Annotated in this window: 18 protein-coding genes and 1 tRNA gene; 7 read left to right on the top strand and 12 right to left on the bottom strand. The window is 31.0% G+C overall.

Translation table 11 applies throughout. The annotated features are described in order from the left end of the window. Positions 1-109 precede the first annotated feature (109 nt). Entirely contained in the window at positions 110-2,314 is a 2,205-nt protein-coding gene (gene rnr, locus XO11_RS09300; protein WP_175418529.1) for a ribonuclease R, read from the bottom strand. An 11-nt stretch (positions 2,315-2,325) separates the two neighbouring features. After that, the gene (gene dnaB, locus XO11_RS09295) at positions 2,326-3,726 is read right to left on the bottom strand and encodes a replicative DNA helicase (RefSeq protein WP_014297341.1); all 1,401 of its coding nucleotides are present in this window, start codon (positions 3,724-3,726) and stop codon (positions 2,326-2,328) included. A gap of 75 nt (positions 3,727-3,801) precedes the next feature. On the opposite strand from dnaB, the gene XO11_RS09290 reads away from it, so the two are divergent. Together XO11_RS09290 and XO11_RS09285 are read left to right on the top strand one after the other, a co-directional pair. Beyond that, on the top strand, positions 3,802-3,996 hold the full coding sequence (locus XO11_RS09290; protein WP_014297340.1) for a hypothetical protein: 195 nt from the start codon (positions 3,802-3,804) through the stop codon (positions 3,994-3,996). 92 nt (positions 3,997-4,088) lie between these two features. Further along, positions 4,089-4,562 (top strand): QueT transporter family protein, encoded by a 474-nt coding sequence (locus XO11_RS09285; protein ID WP_014297339.1) that lies wholly within the window; start codon positions 4,089-4,091, stop codon positions 4,560-4,562. Positions 4,563-4,640: 78 nt separating this feature from the next. Here XO11_RS09285 and XO11_RS09280 read toward each other — a convergent pair whose 3' ends face one another. The 5 genes from XO11_RS09280 to XO11_RS09260 form a co-directional block, all read right to left on the bottom strand. Then, complete coding sequence (locus XO11_RS09280) at positions 4,641-5,375, bottom strand: ABC transporter ATP-binding protein (RefSeq protein WP_014297338.1); 735 nt, start codon at positions 5,373-5,375, stop codon at positions 4,641-4,643. Beyond that, positions 5,359-6,204, bottom strand: a complete 846-nt coding sequence (locus XO11_RS09275) for an ABC transporter ATP-binding protein (protein ID WP_175418528.1) — start codon at positions 6,202-6,204, stop codon at positions 5,359-5,361. The genes XO11_RS09280 and XO11_RS09275 overlap by 17 nt, the downstream gene beginning before the upstream one ends. Continuing rightward, positions 6,201-7,292: a branched-chain amino acid ABC transporter permease gene (locus tag XO11_RS09270; RefSeq protein ID WP_014297336.1), complete on the bottom strand. Its 1,092-nt coding sequence runs from the start codon at positions 7,290-7,292 to the stop codon at positions 6,201-6,203. The genes XO11_RS09275 and XO11_RS09270 overlap by 4 nt, the downstream gene beginning before the upstream one ends. 4 nt (positions 7,293-7,296) lie before the next feature. Further along, on the bottom strand, positions 7,297-8,205 hold the full coding sequence (locus tag XO11_RS09265) for a branched-chain amino acid ABC transporter permease (protein WP_014297335.1): 909 nt from the start codon (positions 8,203-8,205) through the stop codon (positions 7,297-7,299). A 61-nt stretch (positions 8,206-8,266) separates the two neighbouring features. Continuing rightward, positions 8,267-9,373 (bottom strand): ABC transporter substrate-binding protein, encoded by a 1,107-nt coding sequence (locus XO11_RS09260; RefSeq protein ID WP_014297334.1) that lies wholly within the window; start codon positions 9,371-9,373, stop codon positions 8,267-8,269. 318 nt (positions 9,374-9,691) lie between these two features. On the opposite strand from XO11_RS09260, the gene XO11_RS09255 reads away from it, so the two are divergent. The 4 genes from XO11_RS09255 (at position 9,692) to XO11_RS09240 (ending at position 15,586) form a co-directional block, all read left to right on the top strand. Then, entirely contained in the window at positions 9,692-11,494 is a 1,803-nt protein-coding gene (locus XO11_RS09255; protein WP_175418527.1) for a TIGR03960 family B12-binding radical SAM protein, read from the top strand. Further along, positions 11,491-12,255 carry an inositol monophosphatase family protein gene (locus XO11_RS09250; RefSeq protein ID WP_014297332.1) on the top strand — a complete coding sequence of 255 codons (765 nt, stop codon included), beginning with the start codon at positions 11,491-11,493 and terminating at the stop codon, positions 12,253-12,255. Before XO11_RS09255 ends, XO11_RS09250 begins: the two co-directional genes overlap by 4 nt. Beyond that, entirely contained in the window at positions 12,252-13,325 is a 1,074-nt protein-coding gene (locus XO11_RS09245) for a glucose-1-phosphate thymidylyltransferase (RefSeq protein ID WP_014297331.1), read from the top strand. Before XO11_RS09250 ends, XO11_RS09245 begins: the two co-directional genes overlap by 4 nt. Before the next feature lie 908 nt (positions 13,326-14,233). Further along, a complete protein-coding gene (locus tag XO11_RS09240) occupies positions 14,234-15,586 on the top strand; it encodes a glutamine synthetase family protein (RefSeq protein WP_014297330.1) in 1,353 nt (450 codons plus the stop codon). 30 nt (positions 15,587-15,616) lie between these two features. Here XO11_RS09240 and XO11_RS09235 read toward each other — a convergent pair whose 3' ends face one another. From XO11_RS09235 to lgt, 3 genes are read right to left on the bottom strand one after another with little or no spacing between them, the layout of a single operon-like run. Then, entirely contained in the window at positions 15,617-16,378 is a 762-nt protein-coding gene (locus tag XO11_RS09235; protein WP_014297329.1) for a TatD family hydrolase, read from the bottom strand. Between the two features lie 3 nt (positions 16,379-16,381). Beyond that, entirely contained in the window at positions 16,382-16,741 is a 360-nt protein-coding gene (locus tag XO11_RS09230; RefSeq protein ID WP_014297328.1) for a cupin domain-containing protein, read from the bottom strand. A 1-nt stretch (position 16,742) separates the two neighbouring features. Further along, a complete protein-coding gene (gene lgt, locus XO11_RS09225; RefSeq protein WP_175418526.1) occupies positions 16,743-17,627 on the bottom strand; it encodes a prolipoprotein diacylglyceryl transferase in 885 nt (294 codons plus the stop codon). A 50-nt stretch (positions 17,628-17,677) separates the two neighbouring features. On the opposite strand from lgt, the gene XO11_RS09220 reads away from it, so the two are divergent. Next, positions 17,678-17,753, top strand: a tRNA-Gly gene (locus tag XO11_RS09220). 16 nt (positions 17,754-17,769) lie between these two features. On the opposite strand, the gene XO11_RS09215 is transcribed toward XO11_RS09220, so the two are convergent. Together XO11_RS09215 and XO11_RS09210 are read right to left on the bottom strand one after the other, a co-directional pair. After that, on the bottom strand, positions 17,770-19,062 hold the full coding sequence (locus tag XO11_RS09215; RefSeq protein ID WP_014297326.1) for a hypothetical protein: 1,293 nt from the start codon (positions 19,060-19,062) through the stop codon (positions 17,770-17,772). Next, on the bottom strand, positions 19,038-21,578 hold the full coding sequence (locus XO11_RS09210) for a hypothetical protein (protein ID WP_175418525.1): 2,541 nt from the start codon (positions 21,576-21,578) through the stop codon (positions 19,038-19,040). The genes XO11_RS09215 and XO11_RS09210 overlap by 25 nt, the downstream gene beginning before the upstream one ends. Position 21,579 lies beyond the last annotated feature (1 nt).

Raw genomic sequence — 21,579 nt, 5'->3', positions numbered from 1 at the left:
TGTTACTTTTTTGTATTTTTATGGTATAATATGTAATGAAAAAAATACCTAGGGGGGTATAGGGGCCGCCGCAACGGTAACGTCTGCCGTGCGGCTCTCTTTTTTATTATTACTTTTTATTTTTCTTCTTTTTTCTTTTTACTTTTATCTTTGCATTTGGATATTTCCCTTTTAATTCTTTTTCCATTTCTTCATCTGTTTTATCAACTATTTCAAAATCTATTTCCGCTGTTAATTTATTTGCATTTTTTACCCTTACCTTTATTTTATCTCCTAATTTATAAACTTTCTTTTTTCTATCTCCAACAAGAACATTTAATTTTTCATTATAAACATAATAGTCATCCATAGAGGATACATGAACAAGACCCTGTATAAATTTATCCGGTATTTCCACAAACAAACCAAATTTGGTTACATTAGTTATGTATACTTCAAAGATTTCATTCATATGGTCTAAAATATACTCTACCTTTTTCATATCCGCAAGATCCCATTCCGCTTCATTTGCTACTCTTTCTCTTTTTGAACTGTGAGAAGCTATTTCAGGAAGCTTTTCTGTATATTTCTCTATATCTTTTTTTGAAAGCGTTCCTTTTCCTTTTAGATATTTTTTCAATAATCTATGTACAATCAAATCAGGATATCTTCTTATTGGTGATGTAAAATGCGTATAATTTTCAGATGCAAGACCAAAGTGTCCTACATTTAAATCTGAATATACTGCTCTTTTTAAAGAGCGAACCAATAATTTCTGTATACTTTTTTTCAATGGATGATCTTTAAGATGTTCCAATAAATCCTGTAATAATTTTGGATGTATATTCTTTGGAAATTTGTATCTCAAACCTATAATTTCAAGATAATTTTTTAGTTGTAAAAGCATATCCGGATCAGGTTCTTCGTGAATTCTATATATAAACGGCAATCCCTGCGAATCAAATATAGAGGCTATAGTTTCATTAGCTTTAATCATAAATTCTTCAATTATTACTTCTGAAATGCCTCTTTCAACAGGAATTATATCCTTTACGTTGCCATTTTCATCAAATATAAATTTTACTTCTCCACCTTCAATATCAAGAATAGCTCCTCTTCTTCTCCTGTTTTCCCTGATTATCTCCATTAATTCTTTCATCATTTCTAATTGTGGTCTCAACCAGCCTATTTCCTTTTCAAGTTCCTCATCTGCTTCATTTGATAATAGTTTATTTACTTTGCTATATGTAAGCCTTTTTTTACTCCTGATAACTCCGTTATATACATTAAAATCTACAACATCACCATTTTCATCTATTTCCATAAGCAATGACATGGTGAGTCTATCTTCATTTTCAACAAGAGAACATATCCAATCTGAAAGCTCATGAGGCAACATTGGAATTACAGTATCTATTAAATAAACACTTGTTCCTCTTTTAAATGCTTCTTTGTCAAGGTTGGAATTTTCCTTTACATAATGAGAAACATCAGCAATATGAACACCTAATAAATAATTTCCATTATCTAATTTCTTTATTTGAACTGCATCATCAAAGTCTTTTGCAGTATCTCCATCTATTGTAAAGATAATTTCATCTCTAAAATCTTTTCTACCTTTTAAATCCTTATCCTGTACTGTATTTGGTATCTTTAAAGCTTCATTCATTACATTTTTTGGAAATACTCCAGGCTCAGGAAGCTCGTGTTTTATAATGACTATTGGCAAATCCACTTTTGGATCATTTGTGTCACCTATTATTTTTGTTATCTTTACCTCAGGATTTTTACCACCATATTTTATTATTTCAGCTTCTATAACCTGTCCTGGTTTAGCATCATTAAAGTTTTCAGGAGCTACATAAAAATCTGTGTTTATTTTTTGATCTATAGGAATAATAAAACCAAATAATTTTTTCTTTTCAAATATTCCTACAACCTTTTTCATTCCTCTTTTTAATACTCTTACAACTTTTCCTTTTGGCAAGTCTCGCCATGTTCCAATTATTTCTACCAACACTGTATCTTTATGCATTGCATCTTTAGCATTTTCAAGAGTTATGGCTATTTCTTCTCCACCTTTTATGGTTACAAATGCCATACTTCCTCTTCTTGTAAATTCTATAATTCCTATTTTCATATTTTTTCCTGGTAAACAATATTTGTTTTTAGAATTTTTGTAGATTTCTCCGTTATCCATCATTTCTTTTAACGCATCTCTTACCTTTTTTCTTTCTTCCTTTGTTTTAGCCTTTAACTTGGCATATATCTCTTTCTGTAATAAAGGTTTTTTTTCAATTAACTGTATAACCTTTTTTTGTATATTTTTTACCATTTTCTTTCCTCCTAATACGGTTCGTTATGTAAATTATCTTTTTCATAAAATAATGTTATTTTTGGATCGAACATTAATTTTATTGTCCCAACTGGACCATTTCTCTGTTTTCCTATAATTAACTCTGATTCATGTGGGTGATTTAATATAAGATTTTCTCCATTATCATCCTGATTCTCTTTTTTATTATCCTTCTTTCTTTTATAATATGCATCTCTGTATAAAAACATTACCATATCGGCATCCTGCTCTATAGCCCCTGATTCCCTTAAATCACTTAAACGCGGTCTTTTATCTTCTCTCTGCTCTACTGCTCTTGAAAGCTGAGAAAGAGCAACTATAACTACATTTAATTCTCTTGCCAGCAATTTCAATGAACGTGAAATTTCCGAAATTTCCTGTTGCCTGCTTTCACCACTTCTTGATTTAGATGACATCAATTGAAGATAATCTATAAAGATTGCTTCTATTCCATATTCTCTTTTCATTCTTCTTGCTTTTGCTCTTAATGTTCTTGGATCAAGCCCCGGCTCATCATCAACCACTATTTTTGATTGGGATAATTTATGTGCGGCATTAACCAATTTATTCCAATCTTCATTGTTTAACATACCTGTTCTAACTTTTTGTAAATCCACATGTGCTTCAGCACATAATATTCTTTGCACAAGCTGTTCTTTTGACATTTCAAGGTTAAACATTGCTATTGGGATTTTATATTTTATTGCAAGATTACTTGCCACATTTAATGCAAATGTTGTTTTACCCATTGATGGACGAGCTGCGATAATGATTAAATCAGATTTATGAAATCCCGAGGTAAGGCGATCTAAAGAAATGAACCCTGTAGGTAGACCTGTAACGAGAGCATTTGGTTCAACTGAAGCACGTTTTTTTAATTCATCAAGTTTTTCAAAAACATCGTGAATTATGTTCGGAACTGAATCATATGTTCTCGTTGCTCGTGATTCCGCTATTTCAAATATCTTTTTTTCTGCAAAATCAAGAATTTCTTCCGCTTCACCAATTGTTTTTGTTGCTTCAACTATTTCTGAACTTGCAGTTATAAGGCTTCTTAATAATGACTTATCCTTTACGATTTTTGCATAATATAAAGCATTTGCAGGTGTTGGAACAACTTCAGCCAGATAAATAAGTTTATCTTCTCCACCTGCTCTTTCAAGCAAATTTGCATTTCTTAAACTTTCCATAACAGAAATTGCATCAACAGGCAATCCTCTATCAAATAAATCCTCTATAATTTTAAATATAATTTGATGTTGTTGATTATAAAAATCATGTGAACGTATTTCTTCCAGAATATCCGGTAATATTTGCGGGTCAAGAAAAATACTACCTAAAAGCGCCTCTTCTGCTTCCTGACTATGGGGTGGAGTTAATTCTTTATTCAATGTTAATACCTCCTTTTACAACTCATGATATAATTATAATACTTAATTGTAAAATTTACAAGGAGGAATAAGTGAATGATTGCCAATATATTATTCTACGCTGGTGTAATTTTAATAATTAACTCTATGTATTTATTTAATAGTTCTGCTAAGGAATTAAGAAAAGGTTACTTAAAAAAAGAATCTGTTATACAAAAAAATGATAAACACGCTTTCATCTCACTTGTCATAGCTATTGTATTGTTTATAATTGTTGCTATTTTCTTTTAAAAGAAATATTTTTTTAAAAATAATATGTTAAAATTCTTTGCTATTCATGGCGGTCGCGGCACCCGCCTTAACAAAACAAGGAGGTGTTTTCTTTGAAAACTAAAAACATGGTATTGGCAGGTGTAGTTGCGGCATTATATGTCGCATTAACTGTGGTATTACAACCTATTAGTTACGGCCCTATGCAGGTAAGGATTTCAGAAGCTTTAACCGTTTTACCTTTTTTAAATCCTATTTTTATTCCTGCATTGTATATTGGAGCTATGTTAGCTAATATTTTTGGTGGATTTGGCGCAATTGATATCTTTCTTGGCAGCGCTTTGACTTTAGTAGCCGCATATTTAACCTATAAAATGCCAAATAAATATCTTGCACCATTGCCACCTGTAATTGTTAATGCATTTGGTGTTTCTGCTTATGTTGCTCCTCTTGCACATGTTCCATATTGGTCAACTGTATTATGGATTGGTATTGGAGAAGCAATAGCATGTTATGCACTTGGATTACCTCTTTTAATTCTCTTAGAAAAAAGAGGAATATTAAACTTTAATAAAGCTACAGAATAATGCACAAAGGCTCCCGTAAGGGGAGCCTTTGATTTTTAAGCATTATGAGGTGCAACTATGACGGCGTATCAATAGTTGTCAGGCCATTCCAAGATAGGCTTTTTGTACACTTTCATCCTTCAATAATAAATCTGAATCATTTTCAAGTATAATATTTCCTGTTTCAAGCACATACCCATAATGGGATACTCTTAATGCCTGAGCAGCATTTTGCTCAATTAATAAGATAGTTCCTCCATTTTCATTTATAACCTTTATAATATCAAACACTTCAGAAACAAGTACAGGTGCTAATCCTAACGATGGTTCATCCATCATTATAATTTCAGGTTTACTCATAATTGCTCTACTAATAGCAAGCATTTGCTGTTCTCCACCTGATAATGTTCCTCCTAATTGTTTTAAACGTTCCTTTAATCGCGGGAATAAATTATATACCCATTCTAAGTCTCTTTCTATACCTTCTTTATCTTTTCTATTATATGCACCCATCATAAGATTTTCATATACGGTTAAATTCGGGAATATTCTACGTCCTTCTGGAACAAGAGCTATACCCATTCTTGTAATTTCATGTGAACTTTTTCCTGCAATATTATTTCCCTTATAGAGTATTTCACCGCTTTTTGGTTTTACAAGTCCGGCAATAGCTGAAAGGGTTGAGGTTTTTCCGGCACCATTGGCACCAATAAGGGTTATAATCTTCCCTTTTGGAACCTTTATGTTAATTCCTTTTACAGCATGTATAGCTCCATAATATATGTTTAAATCTTTAATTTCAAGTACTATTTCATTATTATTCTGCTTTTGCATTCTTCCACTCCTCTCCAAGGTATGCCTCAATAACCCTTGGATTCTTTTGAATCTCTTCAGGCTTACCTTCAGCAATTATTGCACCATAATCGAGAACAAGTATTCTTTCACACACTCCCATAACAACCTTCATATCGTGTTCTATTAAAAGTATGGAAAGATTAAACTCATCTCTTATTTTTCTAATAAAATGCATTAATTCTTCAGATTCCTGTGGATTCATACCTGCTGCTGGTTCATCCAATAACAATACTTTTGGATGCGTTGCCAGAGCACGTGCAATTTCTAATTTTCTCTGTAACCCATAAGGTAATGCTGATGCTTTTTCCTCTGCAAGATGTAATAATCCAACCTTTTCTAATAATAACAATCCTTCTTTTATCATTTCTTTTTCTTTACTTAAATATCCAATTTTTGTAAGAGCCTTTATAAACCACATTGGCGAACTACCCTTTGGATTTTTACCATGCTTTTTCATTATTTTATCCACATCGCTATTTGAAAGCATATGATGTTGAGCAACTATAACATTTTCTAAAACTGTCATATCCTGAAATAATCTAATGTTCTGAAATGTCCTGGCAATTCCAAGATGCGTAATTTCATGTGGTCTAAATGGCGTAATATCAATACCATCAAAAATTACCTTGCCTTTTGTAGGGATATAGATACCTGTAATAACATTAAATGCTGTTGTCTTACCGGCTCCATTAGGACCTATTAAGCCCAATAATTCTCCTTCATACAATTGATTATGAAAATCATTAACTGCTATAAGCCCTCCAAATTGCATTGTTATGTGATTCATTTCAAGAATTTTTTTCATCATTCATCACCTTCTTTACCTAAATAAACCTCTGCTAAGGAAGGTTTTTTCACTTCTATTTTCAAGAATTTTAATATTCTCTCCCATGTAAGTTCGCTTCTTCCCATAATACCCTTCTGCCAGAATATCATCAGGAAGATAAATATTGCAGAAATAACAAGCATTCTCATTCCTGGAATACCTGGAACATGCATACCAAAAATATCAAATGGTTCTTCTAAAGCTCTTAAATATTCAAACATAAGAGCAAATACTCCTGCACCTATAACAGAACCTGTAATACTTCCTAAACCTCCAAGAACAACCATTATTAATACATAGAATGTCAATAACGGACCAAATGTTGTAATCCTTGGATCAATTGTTGTAAGCCAATGAGCATATAATGCTCCTGAAATACCTGCAAAGAATGCACCAAAAACAAAGGCCAATAACTCATGTTTAAATACATTTATACCCATTGATTCTGCAGCTATTGAGTCTTCTCTTATAGCAATCAAAGCCCTTCCATATGAACTCTTAACAAGACTGATAATAGCGATTAATGTAACCAATAACCAACCCCATGCCCAATATACATTTGTGTAATTAGGAAGTCCTTTTAATCCAAGAGGACCATTGGTAACGCTAATCATATTATTTGCTGCAACCCTTGCTATTTCAGCAAAACCCAAACTTGCAATTGCAAGGTAATCACCTGATAATTTCAAAGTAGGCCATCCAATTAGAAATGCAAATACAGCTGCAATTACTCCTCCAGCAATTGTTGCTACCAAAAATCCTGAATGAAGATTCAATAACCATGGCTGAATTGGCATAATTATATAAGACATTTCCTTTTGCATTGGTTCAAGGGTTAATAATGCTGATGTATAAGCACCTAATAACACAAATCCAGCATGTCCCAATGAGAATATACCTGTAATACCATTTATTAAATTCAAACTAACTGCCATTATTGCATAAATAGGTATTAAAGTAATAATTCTTAATGTGTAATCATCAAAGCTATTATTGGCATAAGATAAAAAAAGCGTAAATATAACAATAGCTATTATATTTAATATCCAGTTTAATTTTTTCATACTCATGCTATCACACCTTTACCACAGATTTTTTACCCAATAATCCATCGGGTTTTATTAAAAGAATGATAATAAGGATAATAAAAGCAAAGGCGTCCCTGTAACCTGCTGCAGATGGCATTAATGCAACAAGGAATATTTCCATAATTCCTAATAAAAATCCACCAACAACAGCACCAGGAATAGAACCTATTCCACCAAGAACAGCTGCAATAAATGCTTTAAGACCGGGCATAAATCCCATATATGGAAATACGTTAGGATATCTCATAGCCCACATAATACCTCCAGCTGCTGCCATTGCTGAACCCAATGCAAATGTAAAACCAATTACCATATCCACATTAATACCCATTAATGATGTTGTAGGTATATCTGAGGAAATTGCCCTCATAGCCATACCAATTTTTGTTTTATATACTATCCAGAAAAGGATTAAGAACAATACAGCTGTTATTATGAAAACCATAAAGGTTAAAACTGGTATTCTTGCCCCTCCAATTGTAAATGTTTTATTTAATATCCATTTGTTATTTTCATTAAAAACTGCTGTAAATGATTTTGGAACTGCACCAAAAACAACAACAGCTATACTTTCTAAAAAGAAACTCATACCAATTGCTGTGATTAACGCGGAAATTCTAGGAGCGTTTCTCAAAGGTTTATATGCAATTCTATCTATAAGGAAACCAAGAAATGCAGCTCCTAAAACACCAATAATTACGGAGAGCCATAGGGGAGAACCTACCAATGATGCATAAAACGCAAAATAAACACCCATCATCATAATGTCACCATGGGCAAAATTTATAAGTCTTAAAATCCCATAGACCATTGTATATCCAACGGCTAATAATGCATATAATCCTCCAAACATTAAGCCATTAAATAAATTTTGAAGAAAAATTGAACCACTCACAAAAACACCTCCATTTCAATCAATAAAAAACCCCGGAGTGACCGGGGAATTAAAGCTAAAATTATTTTTCAGCAGGATTTACTGTAGTTACATATGTAAATTCTCCATTTTTAACCATATCAACTACAACTGATTTTTCAGCATCACCATTTTTGTTAATAGTAATCATACCTGTTGCACCAGGGAAGTTTTTAACTTCTCTAATTGCTTTAGCAATAGCTTTTGGATCTGCTTTCCCGGCCATCTCAATAGCTTTTCTCATAACTAAGTATGCATCAAATCCCAAAGCATGCATAGCACCTGGTTTTGTTCCAAATTTTTCTATAAACTTTTCAACAAATACCTTTGTCATTTCTGTTGCTGCACCATCTGGATGGAAATGTGTTGTGTAATATAATCCTTCTACTGCATCTCCACCGATTTTTATTAATTCTTCTGCTTCTGCACCGTCACCAGCAAGTATTGGACCATTGTATCCTAACATTCTTGCCTGTCTTGCAAATAATGAAATTTCTGGATAATATCCTGTGATATATAATACATCTGGATTTTTATTTAATGCATCTGTTAATTGAGCACTAAATTCCTGGTCACCTGTTTTAAAGAATTCAATAAAGTAATTTCCGCCAAGTTCTTTAAATTTCTTTTTGAAGAAATTAGCTAAACCAACACTGTAATCCTGTTCAACATCAATAAATACTGCTGCTTTCTTTGCTTTTAAATTATCAAATGCGAATATTGCTGCTGCAGCACCTTGATATGGGTCGATAAAACATACACGTGAAACATATTTTTTACCTGTTGTAACTAATGGATTTGTTGATGAAGAAGTTAACATAGGAATATGTTTTCTTTCGGCAACTGCACCACCTGCTAATGAATGAGCACTTGCAACTTCACCAATAATTGCTACAACCTTGTCTTTGTCAATTACCCTACTTACAGCATTTGCAGCTTCTGTTTTTTCGGATCTGTTATCAACAAGTACTAAATCAATTTTCTGACCCAATACTTCTGGATACATTTCATGTGCTAATTCAATTCCCTGCCAGCTCATTTCACCAAATGCTGCAATACCACCGGTCATTGGTAAAACAACACCAATTTTAATGTTTGCAAATACAACGAGACTTAAAACTAAAACCATCGTCAATAAAAACTTCTTCATAGAATCCCTCCCTTAATATTACAAATGTAAAATCTTGGTTATATTTTACCACACTTTAATATAACTGTCAAGTATGAAAAAAATTTCATTTATTTTATTAACAATCAAAATATTTTATTAACATAGCGAACCTTTTTATCCAAAAAAACACATAATATTCTTTATATATATGTTTTGTGTATATACAAACTTCAAAGGAAATCTATTTATTCTAAACAAAGCAGCAAAAAAGTAATATAAAAAATAAAAAGAATTTCATAAACTTTAAAAGATTTATGATATACTTAGTTTTTGAATAGATTAGAGGGAGGATTTATTTTGAATATACAGAAATGGTTATTTTCAAGCGGTGTATTACATAGAGTAAGAAAACCTGCAAGATATATTGGCGGAGAATATAATATTATAAAAAAAGATTTAAATAATAAAATAAGAATAGGTCTTATGTTTCCAGACCTATATGAAGTTGGTATGTCTCACACAGGGTTTCAAATATTATTAAATGAATTTAATTCTTTTGAGAATGTGTATGCTGAAAGGATTTTTTTACCCTGGAAAGATATGATTGAAGAGATGAAAAAACACAATATTCCTTTATATTCTCTTGAAACATTTACTCCTATAAAAGATTTTGATTTAATAGGAATTACCTTGCAATATGAGCTATCTTATACCAATCTATTACACGCGTTAAAACTTGGAAATATACCTGTCTGGTCAAAAGATAGATCTGAAAATGATCCTATAATTATTGCCGGAGGACCAAGCGCTTCAAATCCTGAACCATTAAGGGATTTTATTGATGTTTTTTTTAATGGTGATGGCGAAGAGGTTTCTGAAGATATTATAAAAATAATTTCAAGTGATGTTTCAAGAGATGAAAAACTTAAAAAATTTCACGAAACGGAAGGATTTTATGTGCCAAAATTTTATCCTGTTGAAGAAAATAATTATGGTTTTTATATTCCAAAATTTAAAGATAGAGTTAAAGTAAGAAAGGTTAGAGATTTAAATACGGTGAAATTTCCGGTTAATCAAATAGTCCCAAAGATTAAAACTATTCACAACAGGGCTATAATAGAGGTTATGCGTGGTTGCGATAGAGGCTGTAGATTCTGTCACGCGGGTTTTTATTATAGACCTGTAAGAGAAAGGACAGCCAAGAGCATAATTGATTTATCCTACAAAACACTTGAAAGTACCGGTTATAATGAAATTTCACTATTATCTTTGAGTACTCTGGATTATAGTGATTTAGAAAGTGTTCTTGATGAATTAAATGATTTTTTAAAAGAAAACAGAATTTCAATTTCTTTACCTTCAAGCAGGGTTGATAGATTTGGTATAGAAATTGGAAGTAAGATTTCTGGAGCCCGAAAAACAGGGTTAACCTTTGCTCCCGAAGCTGGTTCACAGAGATTAAGAGATATAATAAACAAAAATTTAAGTGAAGAAGAAATTATTAATGTCGCTAAATTTGCCAAAGAAGCTGGCTGGAGAAGAATAAAACTATATTTTATGATTGGATTGCCAGGAGAAACCGATGAAGACGTAAAAGCTATTGTTGAATTAGCTCGAAAAATAAAAAAAGAGGCCAAATTAAAGGATATTACTGTTAATGTCTCGATTTTTATTCCAAAACCACATACTCCTTTTGAAAAAGAGCGGTTTGTACAACCAAAAGAGGTTAAGGAAAAAATAAAAATATTAAATGAAGTAAGGAAATTCGCAAGATTAAACATCCATGACCCTTACGAAAGTTTAATTGAAGCATTGTTATCTCGTGGAGATAGTAAAATTGGAAAGGTTATTTATGATGCAGCCTTTGAAGAAGGTGCCATTTTCGATGAATGGGAAGAAGAATTCGATTTTAGAAAATGGGCAAGAGCTATAAACAAAAATAATATAAACACATCTCTTTATTTAGATGAAATAAATACAGATGAATTGCCATGGAAAATCGTGGACATTTTAATAACCGAAGAATTTTTAAAATTTGAAGAAAAAAAAGCTGAAGAAGCAAAAACTACTGAAGACTGCAGATGGGATAAATGTTCTTTATGTGGTGTGTGTATAAAGACTGGATTAAATAATATATTAATGAAGCAGGTGAAAAGATGAAAGAGTTTGAATATTTAAAGGATCTTGTCTTTAATGCTGGAAGAAAGCTTTTGGAATGGCGTGAAGAAGAGTTTTCTGTTAATACTAAATCTTCGAAATTTGATCTGGTAACTTCTCTTGATTTTAGAGTTCAGGATTTCTTATATAATGAATTAACTAAAAAATTTCCTGAAATAGGATTTTTGGCTGAAGAAGATGGTTTTGACAAAAAACCTTCAACTAAAGGATACTGGGTTATTGACCCAATAGATGGAACTGTTAATTTTGCAAAAGGAATTCCAAATTTCTGCATTTCCGCTGCATATGTTGAAGATGATGAACCATTATATGGTGTTATATATGCACCTGTTATGAATCAATTAATATATGCTGAAAAAGGAAAAGGAGTATATGAAAATGGCAAAAAGGTAATTCCTCATTGGAATAAAGATATTGAGAGTTCTATGATATCTTTAGGAAATTTACGTGGTCATACATATAAATTTTTCCGTGCTCTTGAAAACAATGTAATGAGAGTGAGACTGTTAGGTACTGCTGCTTTACAAATTGCATATGTGGGAACTGGAAATCTTGATGCATTTATTTCTGTAAAAGGAAATTCATGGGACGTTGCTGCAGGATATATTATTGTAAAAGAAGCTGGAGGAATAATTACAGATTATTCCGGAAACAAAGCTACAATCTTTAATAAAAAAGCTATTTATTCTAATCCATATATACATGAAAGATTATTAAAAATTATACAGGGGGTGCAAATATGAAGGCGTTGATATTGTGTGCTGGTAAAGGTACAAGGTTAAGACCTTTAACATTTACAAATGCAAAACCATTAATTCCTATTGCAAACAAACCAACTATTGTATATAGTCTTGAAATGATTAAGGAAGCTGGTATTACAGAAGTTGGTATTGTTGTAAACCCAGATAATAAAAAGGATTTTGAAGCCACTTTAGGAACTGGAGAACAACTTGGTTTAAACATAACATATATCGTTCAGGAAGAACCTAAAGGATTGGCTCATGCTGTTGCTATCTCAGAAGATTTCTTAAAAGATGATGAATTTTTAATGTATTTAGGTGATAATCTGGTAACTGTAGATTTGAAAAAGTTTGTTGAAGAATTTAATAATGAAAATATGGATTCATTTATTCTTTTAACTCCTGTAGAAGATCCTTCAAGATTTGGTATTGCTGTTTTAAAAGATAATAAGGTTATAAAGGTTGTTGAAAAACCAAAGGATCCTCCATCGGATTTAGCAATTATCGGTGTATATATATTTAAACCTGTTGTTTTTGAAGCTATTAAAAATATTAAACCATCATGGAGAGGCGAATTGGAAATTACAGATGCTATTCAATGGCTACTTGATAATGAAAAAAATGTAGGGGCACATATTATATATGGCTGGTGGAAGGATACAGGAAAACCTGAAGATTTGATTGAAGCCAATAGAAAAATATTAGAACAGTTAAAAGATAGCAGAAATGAAGGTATTGTTTATGAAAACTCTTCAATTCACGGTAATGTGGTAATTGGAAAGGGTGCAAGAATTTTAAATAGCGTTCTTAGAGGTCCAATAATTATAGGAGATAATGTGCTTATTTCAGATTCATATATAGGTCCTTATACAAGTATAGGAACAGGAGTTACAATTGAAAATGCTGAAATAGAAAATTCTATAATACTTGATAATGCAACAATTGCACATCTTGAAACAAGATTGGATTCAAGTATAATTGGAGCAAATGCAACAGTGGTTCACAGCGATAGAAAACCAAAAACTATAAGACTTGTTGTTGGTGATTATTCAAAAATAGAAATACCAAGATAAATATATTCAATTCCCGGCTTTATTGCCGGGAATTTTTATTTCTTGAAAATTATAATAATTGAGAAAAATATAAGTTCATGATTTGATTTCGTTGTAGATTAAAAAAAATAAAAGTTCTTTAAAAATATCATTCTAGAAAACTTCATAAAAAGATTCACTCATGAGACTCGATTGCTAATCCTCAAAAACTTTTTTCGAAAATAGAAATAATAATAATCGCTCAAACAAGTAGAAAATTCTAATCCTCAAAAATTCTCGTTCCCGCCGGTCGTTGCAGACTCACATCCATGTTCGTCTTCACTCAAAATCACATCCGTGTGATTTTGTCCGGCTTCACATCGAATTTTTTCGGGAATTTTCAAGTTTTCGCTCATATTATTATTTCTATTTTCTTATTTCTTATTATATGTCATTATATAAGTAAAACATAAAAGAAAACACGAGTAAAAAGGTGAATGAAGGCTTGAAATTTCCCGAACGGAGATATTGCGTGAGCCGGAACAGCAAAAGTATTGTGAAAAATAAAAACGAATGAAGACTCGAAGAACGCCCGAAAAAACTGCGAATGGAGAGGGTCAAAAAAACAGGATGTTTTTTTGAGCGCAGCTTCTGCAGGGATGCAGAAGCTAAGCGACCCCGCGTATATGAGCAGTTTTTGAGGATCAGCGTTCGAGTTGTCTGAAAGAGTTTTTATTTTTCACAATTATAAGAAATTTTTATAAAGGCATAATATAACCCCAATTCTATAATACCTTCTAAATAAGTAAAAATTAAAAATCGAATAAAAATAGCGTGTAATATTTTATAAATAGCTTTAATAGCCTTGAGTAACTGTTTTAATGATTATGTTTTTTATTAAAGAAGTGATATAGTACACATGGTGAAAATATATTATTGGAGGTGCAGCTATGATTAACTTTTTTAAAGTGGATAAAATTCCTGAAGAGTATGATTTTTTAGATATTATGGTTGTTGATATTTTCGGAAGATTAAAGCACGTTACTCTTCCAAAGAGTTATGTTTCAGAAAAGACTTTTAAAGAAGGTATCGGTTTTGATGCTTCTAACTTCGGTTTTGCCAAGGTTACTGATTCAGATATGGTGGCTATTCCTGATTTATCAAAAATCTTTGTCGAAGAAAATGAAGGAATGAAAATTGTTCATGTTTTATCAGATGTAATCAGTCCTTCAACCGGTAAATTTTTTGCACAATATCCAAGAAGCATTGCTAAAGAAACTTTAAAATATATAAAAGAAAGCGGCATTGCAGATGATGCAAAAATGCTTGTTGAATTGGAATTTCATATATTTGACGGTATAACCTTTAAAACTGGCGAAACAGAATCATATTACTTCCTTGAAAATGATGAAGGACTCGGTTATGAAGACAATCAGCCAAAAACTTATGGTTCATCATATCATTTAAATGAACCTTATGATATTCATTTCACTTTAAGAAATGAAATTGTTAAATCACTTGAAAATGCTGGTATTCCTGTAAAATACCACCATCACGAAGTTGGTATTGCACAACATGAAATTGAATTGAATTTCATGAGTCTCGTTGATGCTGCAGATAACGTTACTTTGGCAAAATATATAATAAGAAAAATAGCCGAAAGATACGGATTATATGTAACCTTTATGCCAAAACCTATGTTTAATATGGCAGGAAATGGTATGCACGTTCATCAATACCTTGAAAAAGATGGAAAGAGCTTGTTTGTTGGTGATGAATTGTATAATTTAAGCGAATTGGCTTTAAATTATACTGCCGGTATTTTAAATCACAGTTTAACAGGTTCGTTGTTATCCTGGTCAAATCCTTCAACTAATTCATACAAAAGACTTGTTCCAGGTTTTGAAGCACCTATTTCTGCTTCATTTTCAAAAGGTAGCAGAAGCGCAGCTGTAAGAATTCCTGGATATTTAAGCAAGGCTGATACAAGAATTGAATTTAGAACTGGCGATGGCTCAGCAAATGTTTATTTCTTCCTTTCTGCAATGGTTTTAGCAGGTATTTCTGGCATAGAAAAGAAGCTTGATCCCGTAGAATTAGGCTTCCATTCTAAAGGAGAAAATGAAAAGGTATTCCCTCTTGATTTAAGATTGGTAATGAAAGGTCTTAAAGATGACAAAGATTATTTAAAAACATTCCCTGAAGAATTAATTAATAAATGGTATGACACTAAAATGAAAGAAGCAAATCTTATTTATTCAATTCCTGTTTCAAAAGAATTTGAAATGTATTTTGAACTTTAATAATAAAATAAGGCTGGCTTTAAGCCAGCCTTATTTTATTGAAAATGCTTTTTTAGCATTGTTTAATAGTATTTCCGATGTTTCATCAATTGATATTTCCTTTATTTCTGCTATTTTTTCAATAACGTATTTTACATATAACGGATTGTTTCTTTTGCCTCTATATGGAACAGGGGTTAAAAATGGGGAATCTGTTTCCGGTAATATCATTTCAATTGGCGTATTTTTTACAACTTCTACAAGCTTATGATTGTTTTTAAATGTAATTGGTCCATCTATTCCAATATAAAATCCCAGATCAAGGAATTTTCTTGCCGTTTTCCAATCTGAAGAGAAGCAATGAACTACACCTAATTTATCTGGAATCCCATTTTCAACTAATAGATTAAATGCATCTTCATATGCTTCCCTGATATGTAAAATAACAGGCAAGCCAATTTCTTTTGCAATTTCTAATTGATTTATAAAAGATTTATACTGATCTTTTTTTGTTGTGTATTCCCTATAATAGTCAAGACCTATTTCACCAATTGCAATAACCTTTTCATTTGATGCAAGAATTTTTATTGTGTCAAAATCTTTATTGCTTAAATTAGATGAATCATTTGGATGAATACCAACAGAGGCATATATTTTTTCATATGTATTTGCGAGCTCTACTGTATTAAATGAATTGTCTATATCTATTCCAACCTCTATAACAAATTCCATATTTTCATTATCAAATTTCTTTATTATTTCATTTCTTTCTTCTATTAAATTTAAATGACAATGTGTATCTACTAATCTCACTTATTATTCTCCTCCACTTTTTGGAATTACACAAATAAATTGACTTTCTCCATCATTTATATTTTTAAATTGATGTTCTACATTTGGTGGAACAAATACAAAATCTCCTTCTTCAGCGATAACTGTTTCTTCGCCATTGAATACCTCTAATTTTCCTTTTACCACAAAAACCTCATGTTCCCAATTGTGTGTATGTTTAGGTGTAAATCCACCTTTTTCTATTGTAAAAAGTCTCATTACAAAGTTAGGTGCACCCAATTTATTACCTATGAGCACTCTTTTGTGAGCACCTTTTACATTCACACCATCATCATATGTAATTGGCTCTACTTCCATAGCTTTTCCTACATAAGCCTTTTCCATTTTATCCCTCCTGTTTATCTTTTTTGGATAATATTATGTATAAAGATATTCCTATTATTATAAATAAAATACTTATTAATACTGCTACCTTCATATTTAAGAACATTAAAGAATCTGTTCTTAATAATTCTATTACTCCACGTCCTGCTGAGTATAATATCAAATACAATGATATTATTTCACCGTCAAACCTTTTTTTATTCCTTGCATAATAGAATAAGAATAAAAATATTAATAAATCCCATGTTGATTCATACAAAAAGGTCGGATGGAAGTATTCATAACTTTCATATCCTGGCATTCTAAATTGTGGCGGCACATACATCTTCCACGGAAGATTTGTGGGAGAACCATATGCTTCATAATTAAAAAAGTTTCCCCATCTTCCTATTGCCTGCCCAAGCGGGAGCACATGTGCCATTAAATCCAATCCCTGTAAGAAATTAAATGTTATATTCTTTTTTATTTTTGTATATAAATATACTGCTATTAACGCCCCCAGAATTCCACCATGAATTGCCATTCCACCATGCCACGTTTTAAATACTTCACTAAAAGGTAATTTCGAATAATAATCCCAATTAAATGTTACATAATATGCACGTGCTCCAATAATGGAAAATATAATCCCTATCATCACAGCATTTGAAAGGTCATCTTCTGAAATATTCCATTTTTTTGCAGTATCATTTGCAAGATAAAAACTTAAAAAAACACCTGTTGCAATTAATAAACCATACCATCTTATTTGTAACGAACCAAAATTCAATATAACCTGATTTAATAAGATTTTTCCTGAAAACACTCCGGGTAATAGAAATATTACAGCTAAAAGATATATTGAAATTGAAATTATAAATACTTTTTTAAATAATCTATCTTTCATAATTACCCCCTTGAAATCATCTTTTAAAAATGGTATAATTTGTATCGGTTGCGGGTGTAGCTCAGCTGGTAGAGCGTCAGCTTCCCAAGCTGAATGTCGCGGGTTCGAATCCCGTCGCCCGCTCCATTTTTTTATTTTTCTTCTATTCTATCATCAGTTCATCTCTATTTCTTTCCGCGAAAATTTCCTTGAATATTGTATGTAAGTCTCCTTTTGAATAAACTCCACCCTTGTTTGCAACTTCCTCATCCAGATTTTCTAAACTTTCTATTCCTTTTACATTTGAAGCTACTATTGCCCCACCTGGTTCTTTCATAATTTTATTATATTTCGCGACAACTTCCATATGTGGTTTTACAGTTTCTATTTCATCTAAGTTTTTTACTTTATCTTTTTCTATAACTTCATCAATTGTATTATCGCCCTCATCAGTATCAGTTTCATTTTCAGCTTCTGTATTTTCTTCTTCACCTGTTTCCTGATTTTTTTCTTCGATTAAATCCTCTATATCTATGTTCTTTTCCTCTACTTGCTCCTCTATATTTTCTTCTATATTTTCCTCTGTCATATTTTCTTCTTCTATATTTTCCTCAACATTTTGAGGCGGTTCGCTTTCTTCAAGCAGATTATCCACATCTAATTCTTCCAGATTTTCCTCTGTATTGTCCTGAATTTGTGGTGCAGGTGGTGGAGGTGGCGGTGGTGGTGCATTTTGCGGTTCAGCTTCTGGCAAAACTGATTCATTGGATATTTCTTCTTCATCAATATCCATTTTTTGTTTCATCTTTTCATATTCCTGCCATAATTCCTCTAATTCATCAACCTTTACTTCAAGTATTTCTTCTACAGGAATTACTTCTTCTTCAACTTCAACTTCTTCAATAGTTTCTTCTTCTTCTTTTTCAACCTTTGCACCTTTAGCACCTAATGAGTATTTTCTAAATACAAAGAAATATGATAAACCTACTAATAATAAAATAATTAAAAGTATAATGGCAGAGGCTATAATATAAGCAGTAATTGGAATTTTTATCTTTTCTTCTTCTGTTCCAGTTGCTTCTTCGGTGGTTATGTTTGCACTTTTAAAATGTAAATCTTCTTCTATATTACCTTCTCTTATACTTTTCAAAGCTAATTGAACTTTTTCATCATTGGGATAATATTTTAAATATTTTTCAGCTTCAGTATATTTTTTTAAATAGAATTTTGTCCATCCAAGCATATATCTAATATCAGGATATTTTATCTCTATTTCAGCTGTTAAACTTAAAGCTTCCTGAAAATATCTTTCTGCAGCTTTGTATTCGCCAGACTGAAAAGAGCTTTTCCCATTAAAATAATACACTTCAGCCTTTTCAAGAAGTGTCTGGGAAAAAATCACTATATTCAAAATTATAAAAATTAATAATATTAAAACTTTACTTTTGCTTTCCATAATTCAAATCCCCCGTCTTTTTTTATAAGAAGCAAAAACGTATCTTTTTCTATTCCTATTATATCTATAATTTCAAAATCTGTAATTGAATCATAAACACCTGGAAACACCTTGTTTTTTAAATCTATATATGTTGCAAAATTTCTATCAAATATCCATAATCTATTGTTATTTTCAAGTAACTTCATCTTGCCTACATCGCCATCTCCAACAAATTGAACTTTTGAGTTTTTAGTATCATATACCACCAATCTATAATCAGATGTAAGCAGGAAAATATAATATGATCTTGAATAATAATCAATTATATTACCTATAGGTTTTCTTGTTAAATCTTCTATACCAGCTCTGGTAACTACTGTAACCCATTTATCTTCTTTTCTTTTTAAGACCTTATTTCCTAAAATTATATAAAAGTCATTATTTATTACTTTTATAGAGTCAAAAGGGGTCTTTTCAGATATAAGTTCATTATTTTCATATACTTTTGCAAGACCATCCTGATAATCAACATATATATATTTCCTGATTTCCGGAAGGTAATAAACGTTATTATGGACTTCAAAATCTATATTTTTTATTTTCATAAATTCATTTGAACTGGCATCTATAGCATAAACCCCATCCATTGTAGTTACATATAAACGTTTTTTATATTCTATGCTTCCAAGTATTTTTTTATTTAATATATTCCTTCCATCAAGATCATATACCCCATTATCTGAAACCACAAAGGCATTATCTCCAAGCATATATATTTTTCCATAAGTTAATTTAGAAATATATAACAATTGTTCTTCTAAATCTATCATGTGAAGTTTCATATAGGAGCTGGATTTTACAAATATATTTGCCAGTGATTCTTTTTCTGTTTTTAATTCCATTTCTTTTTTCTTTTCTTCTAACTCTTTTTGTGATTCAACAAAATCATCGTCTTTTATTTGAGGGATTTTTACCGTTTTTATATCTTTTGACAATAATTTTTGAACAGTTTTTAAAACATTGTTGTCAGAATATAGTTTGTCATAGGATAAATCAAATGTAAACATCCTGGCGTTTTTTAATTCGGCACTTTTTAACGTAACAAGCCCATCTCCTATACCATCAATTAATTCTGGATAAAAATCTTTTAACTTTGAATTTTTTAAATAAGCATTTAAATCTGGTTTTGTTCCCATTATTACATAATAGTCAATATCTTTTCTTGTTTTCATATTATTTAATTTTCTTATAAACTTTGAATCCGGAAGCAAATCTTTATAATATGATGCATACATTTCGATTTTGGAGCTAATATTTAAAAATAATGAATTATAATCCTCTTTGTTTATACCATAAGAGAGCTCCATAACCTCAGGATTCTTCTTGTATATGATGTTGTAATATATAGGATTAACTATATTCATTCCTTTATTTGGTGGTGAAAATAAGGTTAAAGTTCTAACATTTTTTATTTCAGGATGTGTTTCTAATGCATATCTTACAATTAATGCTCCTATCCCCTGAGCAATAATATCAAATTGTTTATTCTGTTTTGCTTTTAATTCTGCGGCAAATCTTTCTGCTTCAAACTCTAAAAAACTATTGCTTCCAGTTCTTATATAAAATCCAAAATATGAATCCATATAATTTTTTGGCTTGGATTCAAGAATTGGGTATTTATAATACCATATTGTTCTATTTGGGAAATACAAGCTCCATACATTTTCACCATAAAGGTTATTAATAGTTTGTGTGTTTGGAATATATCCAAGAAAATCATTGTCAACTCCAGGCACCAGCAAAAGATCAGGTTCCAATGATGGCGGTTTTTCTATTAATGTTTTTATACCATATGAAACCTCTTTTGGATTTGAATCTACATACAATCCAAATTTTGAAAAATGGAATACATTTGCCTGAACTATATATTGCCCAAGACTTTCGTCTTTAAATATTTCGCATCCTGGTAATTTTTTTATTATTGGCGGATCATCATTTGAGGCATACATAATCGCAAAATTATTAAAATTATCTCCATAATATAAATCCAATGGTATTCTATATTTTATTTTTATGGGTTTTAACGAAGATTCTTCTTTATTATCATCTGGTATTATTTCATATATTGGACCATAAAAATTACCAAAGGTTTTAAGATTCTGATATTCTGCAGAATTTTCCTTCAATGCCTTTATAGTAAAGGTTTTTCTATATTGAAATGCTCCAGGCGGAACATATAAAAAGAGATTGGATACAGATGCAGACTTAGCTTCATCTTCAACCTGTAATTTTTTTGTTCTAAATGTTGGAATTAAGATTAAAGAGATTATAAATATAATAAAAACCAAAAAACCTCCAAGCAACGTGATTTTCTTCTTTTTAGGTAGTTGCTTGAAGTTTTTTATATCTGCTATTAATTGTTTTATATTTATTTTTTTTATTATTCCAGTTATCTTGGAAAAATCTATTTTTTTCTTTTTTCCTTCCTTTTTTTCTTCCTTTTCTTCCTTTTTTTTCTTCTCTTTTTTGGCCATT

It is taken from the genome of Marinitoga sp. 1138, from assembly GCF_013363265.1.
GTDB classification, from domain to species: Bacteria; Thermotogota; Thermotogae; order Petrotogales; family Petrotogaceae; genus Marinitoga; species Marinitoga piezophila.
Note: the sequence above shows the minus strand (reverse complement) of the source record. Positions and strands in the feature narration are given on the sequence as shown.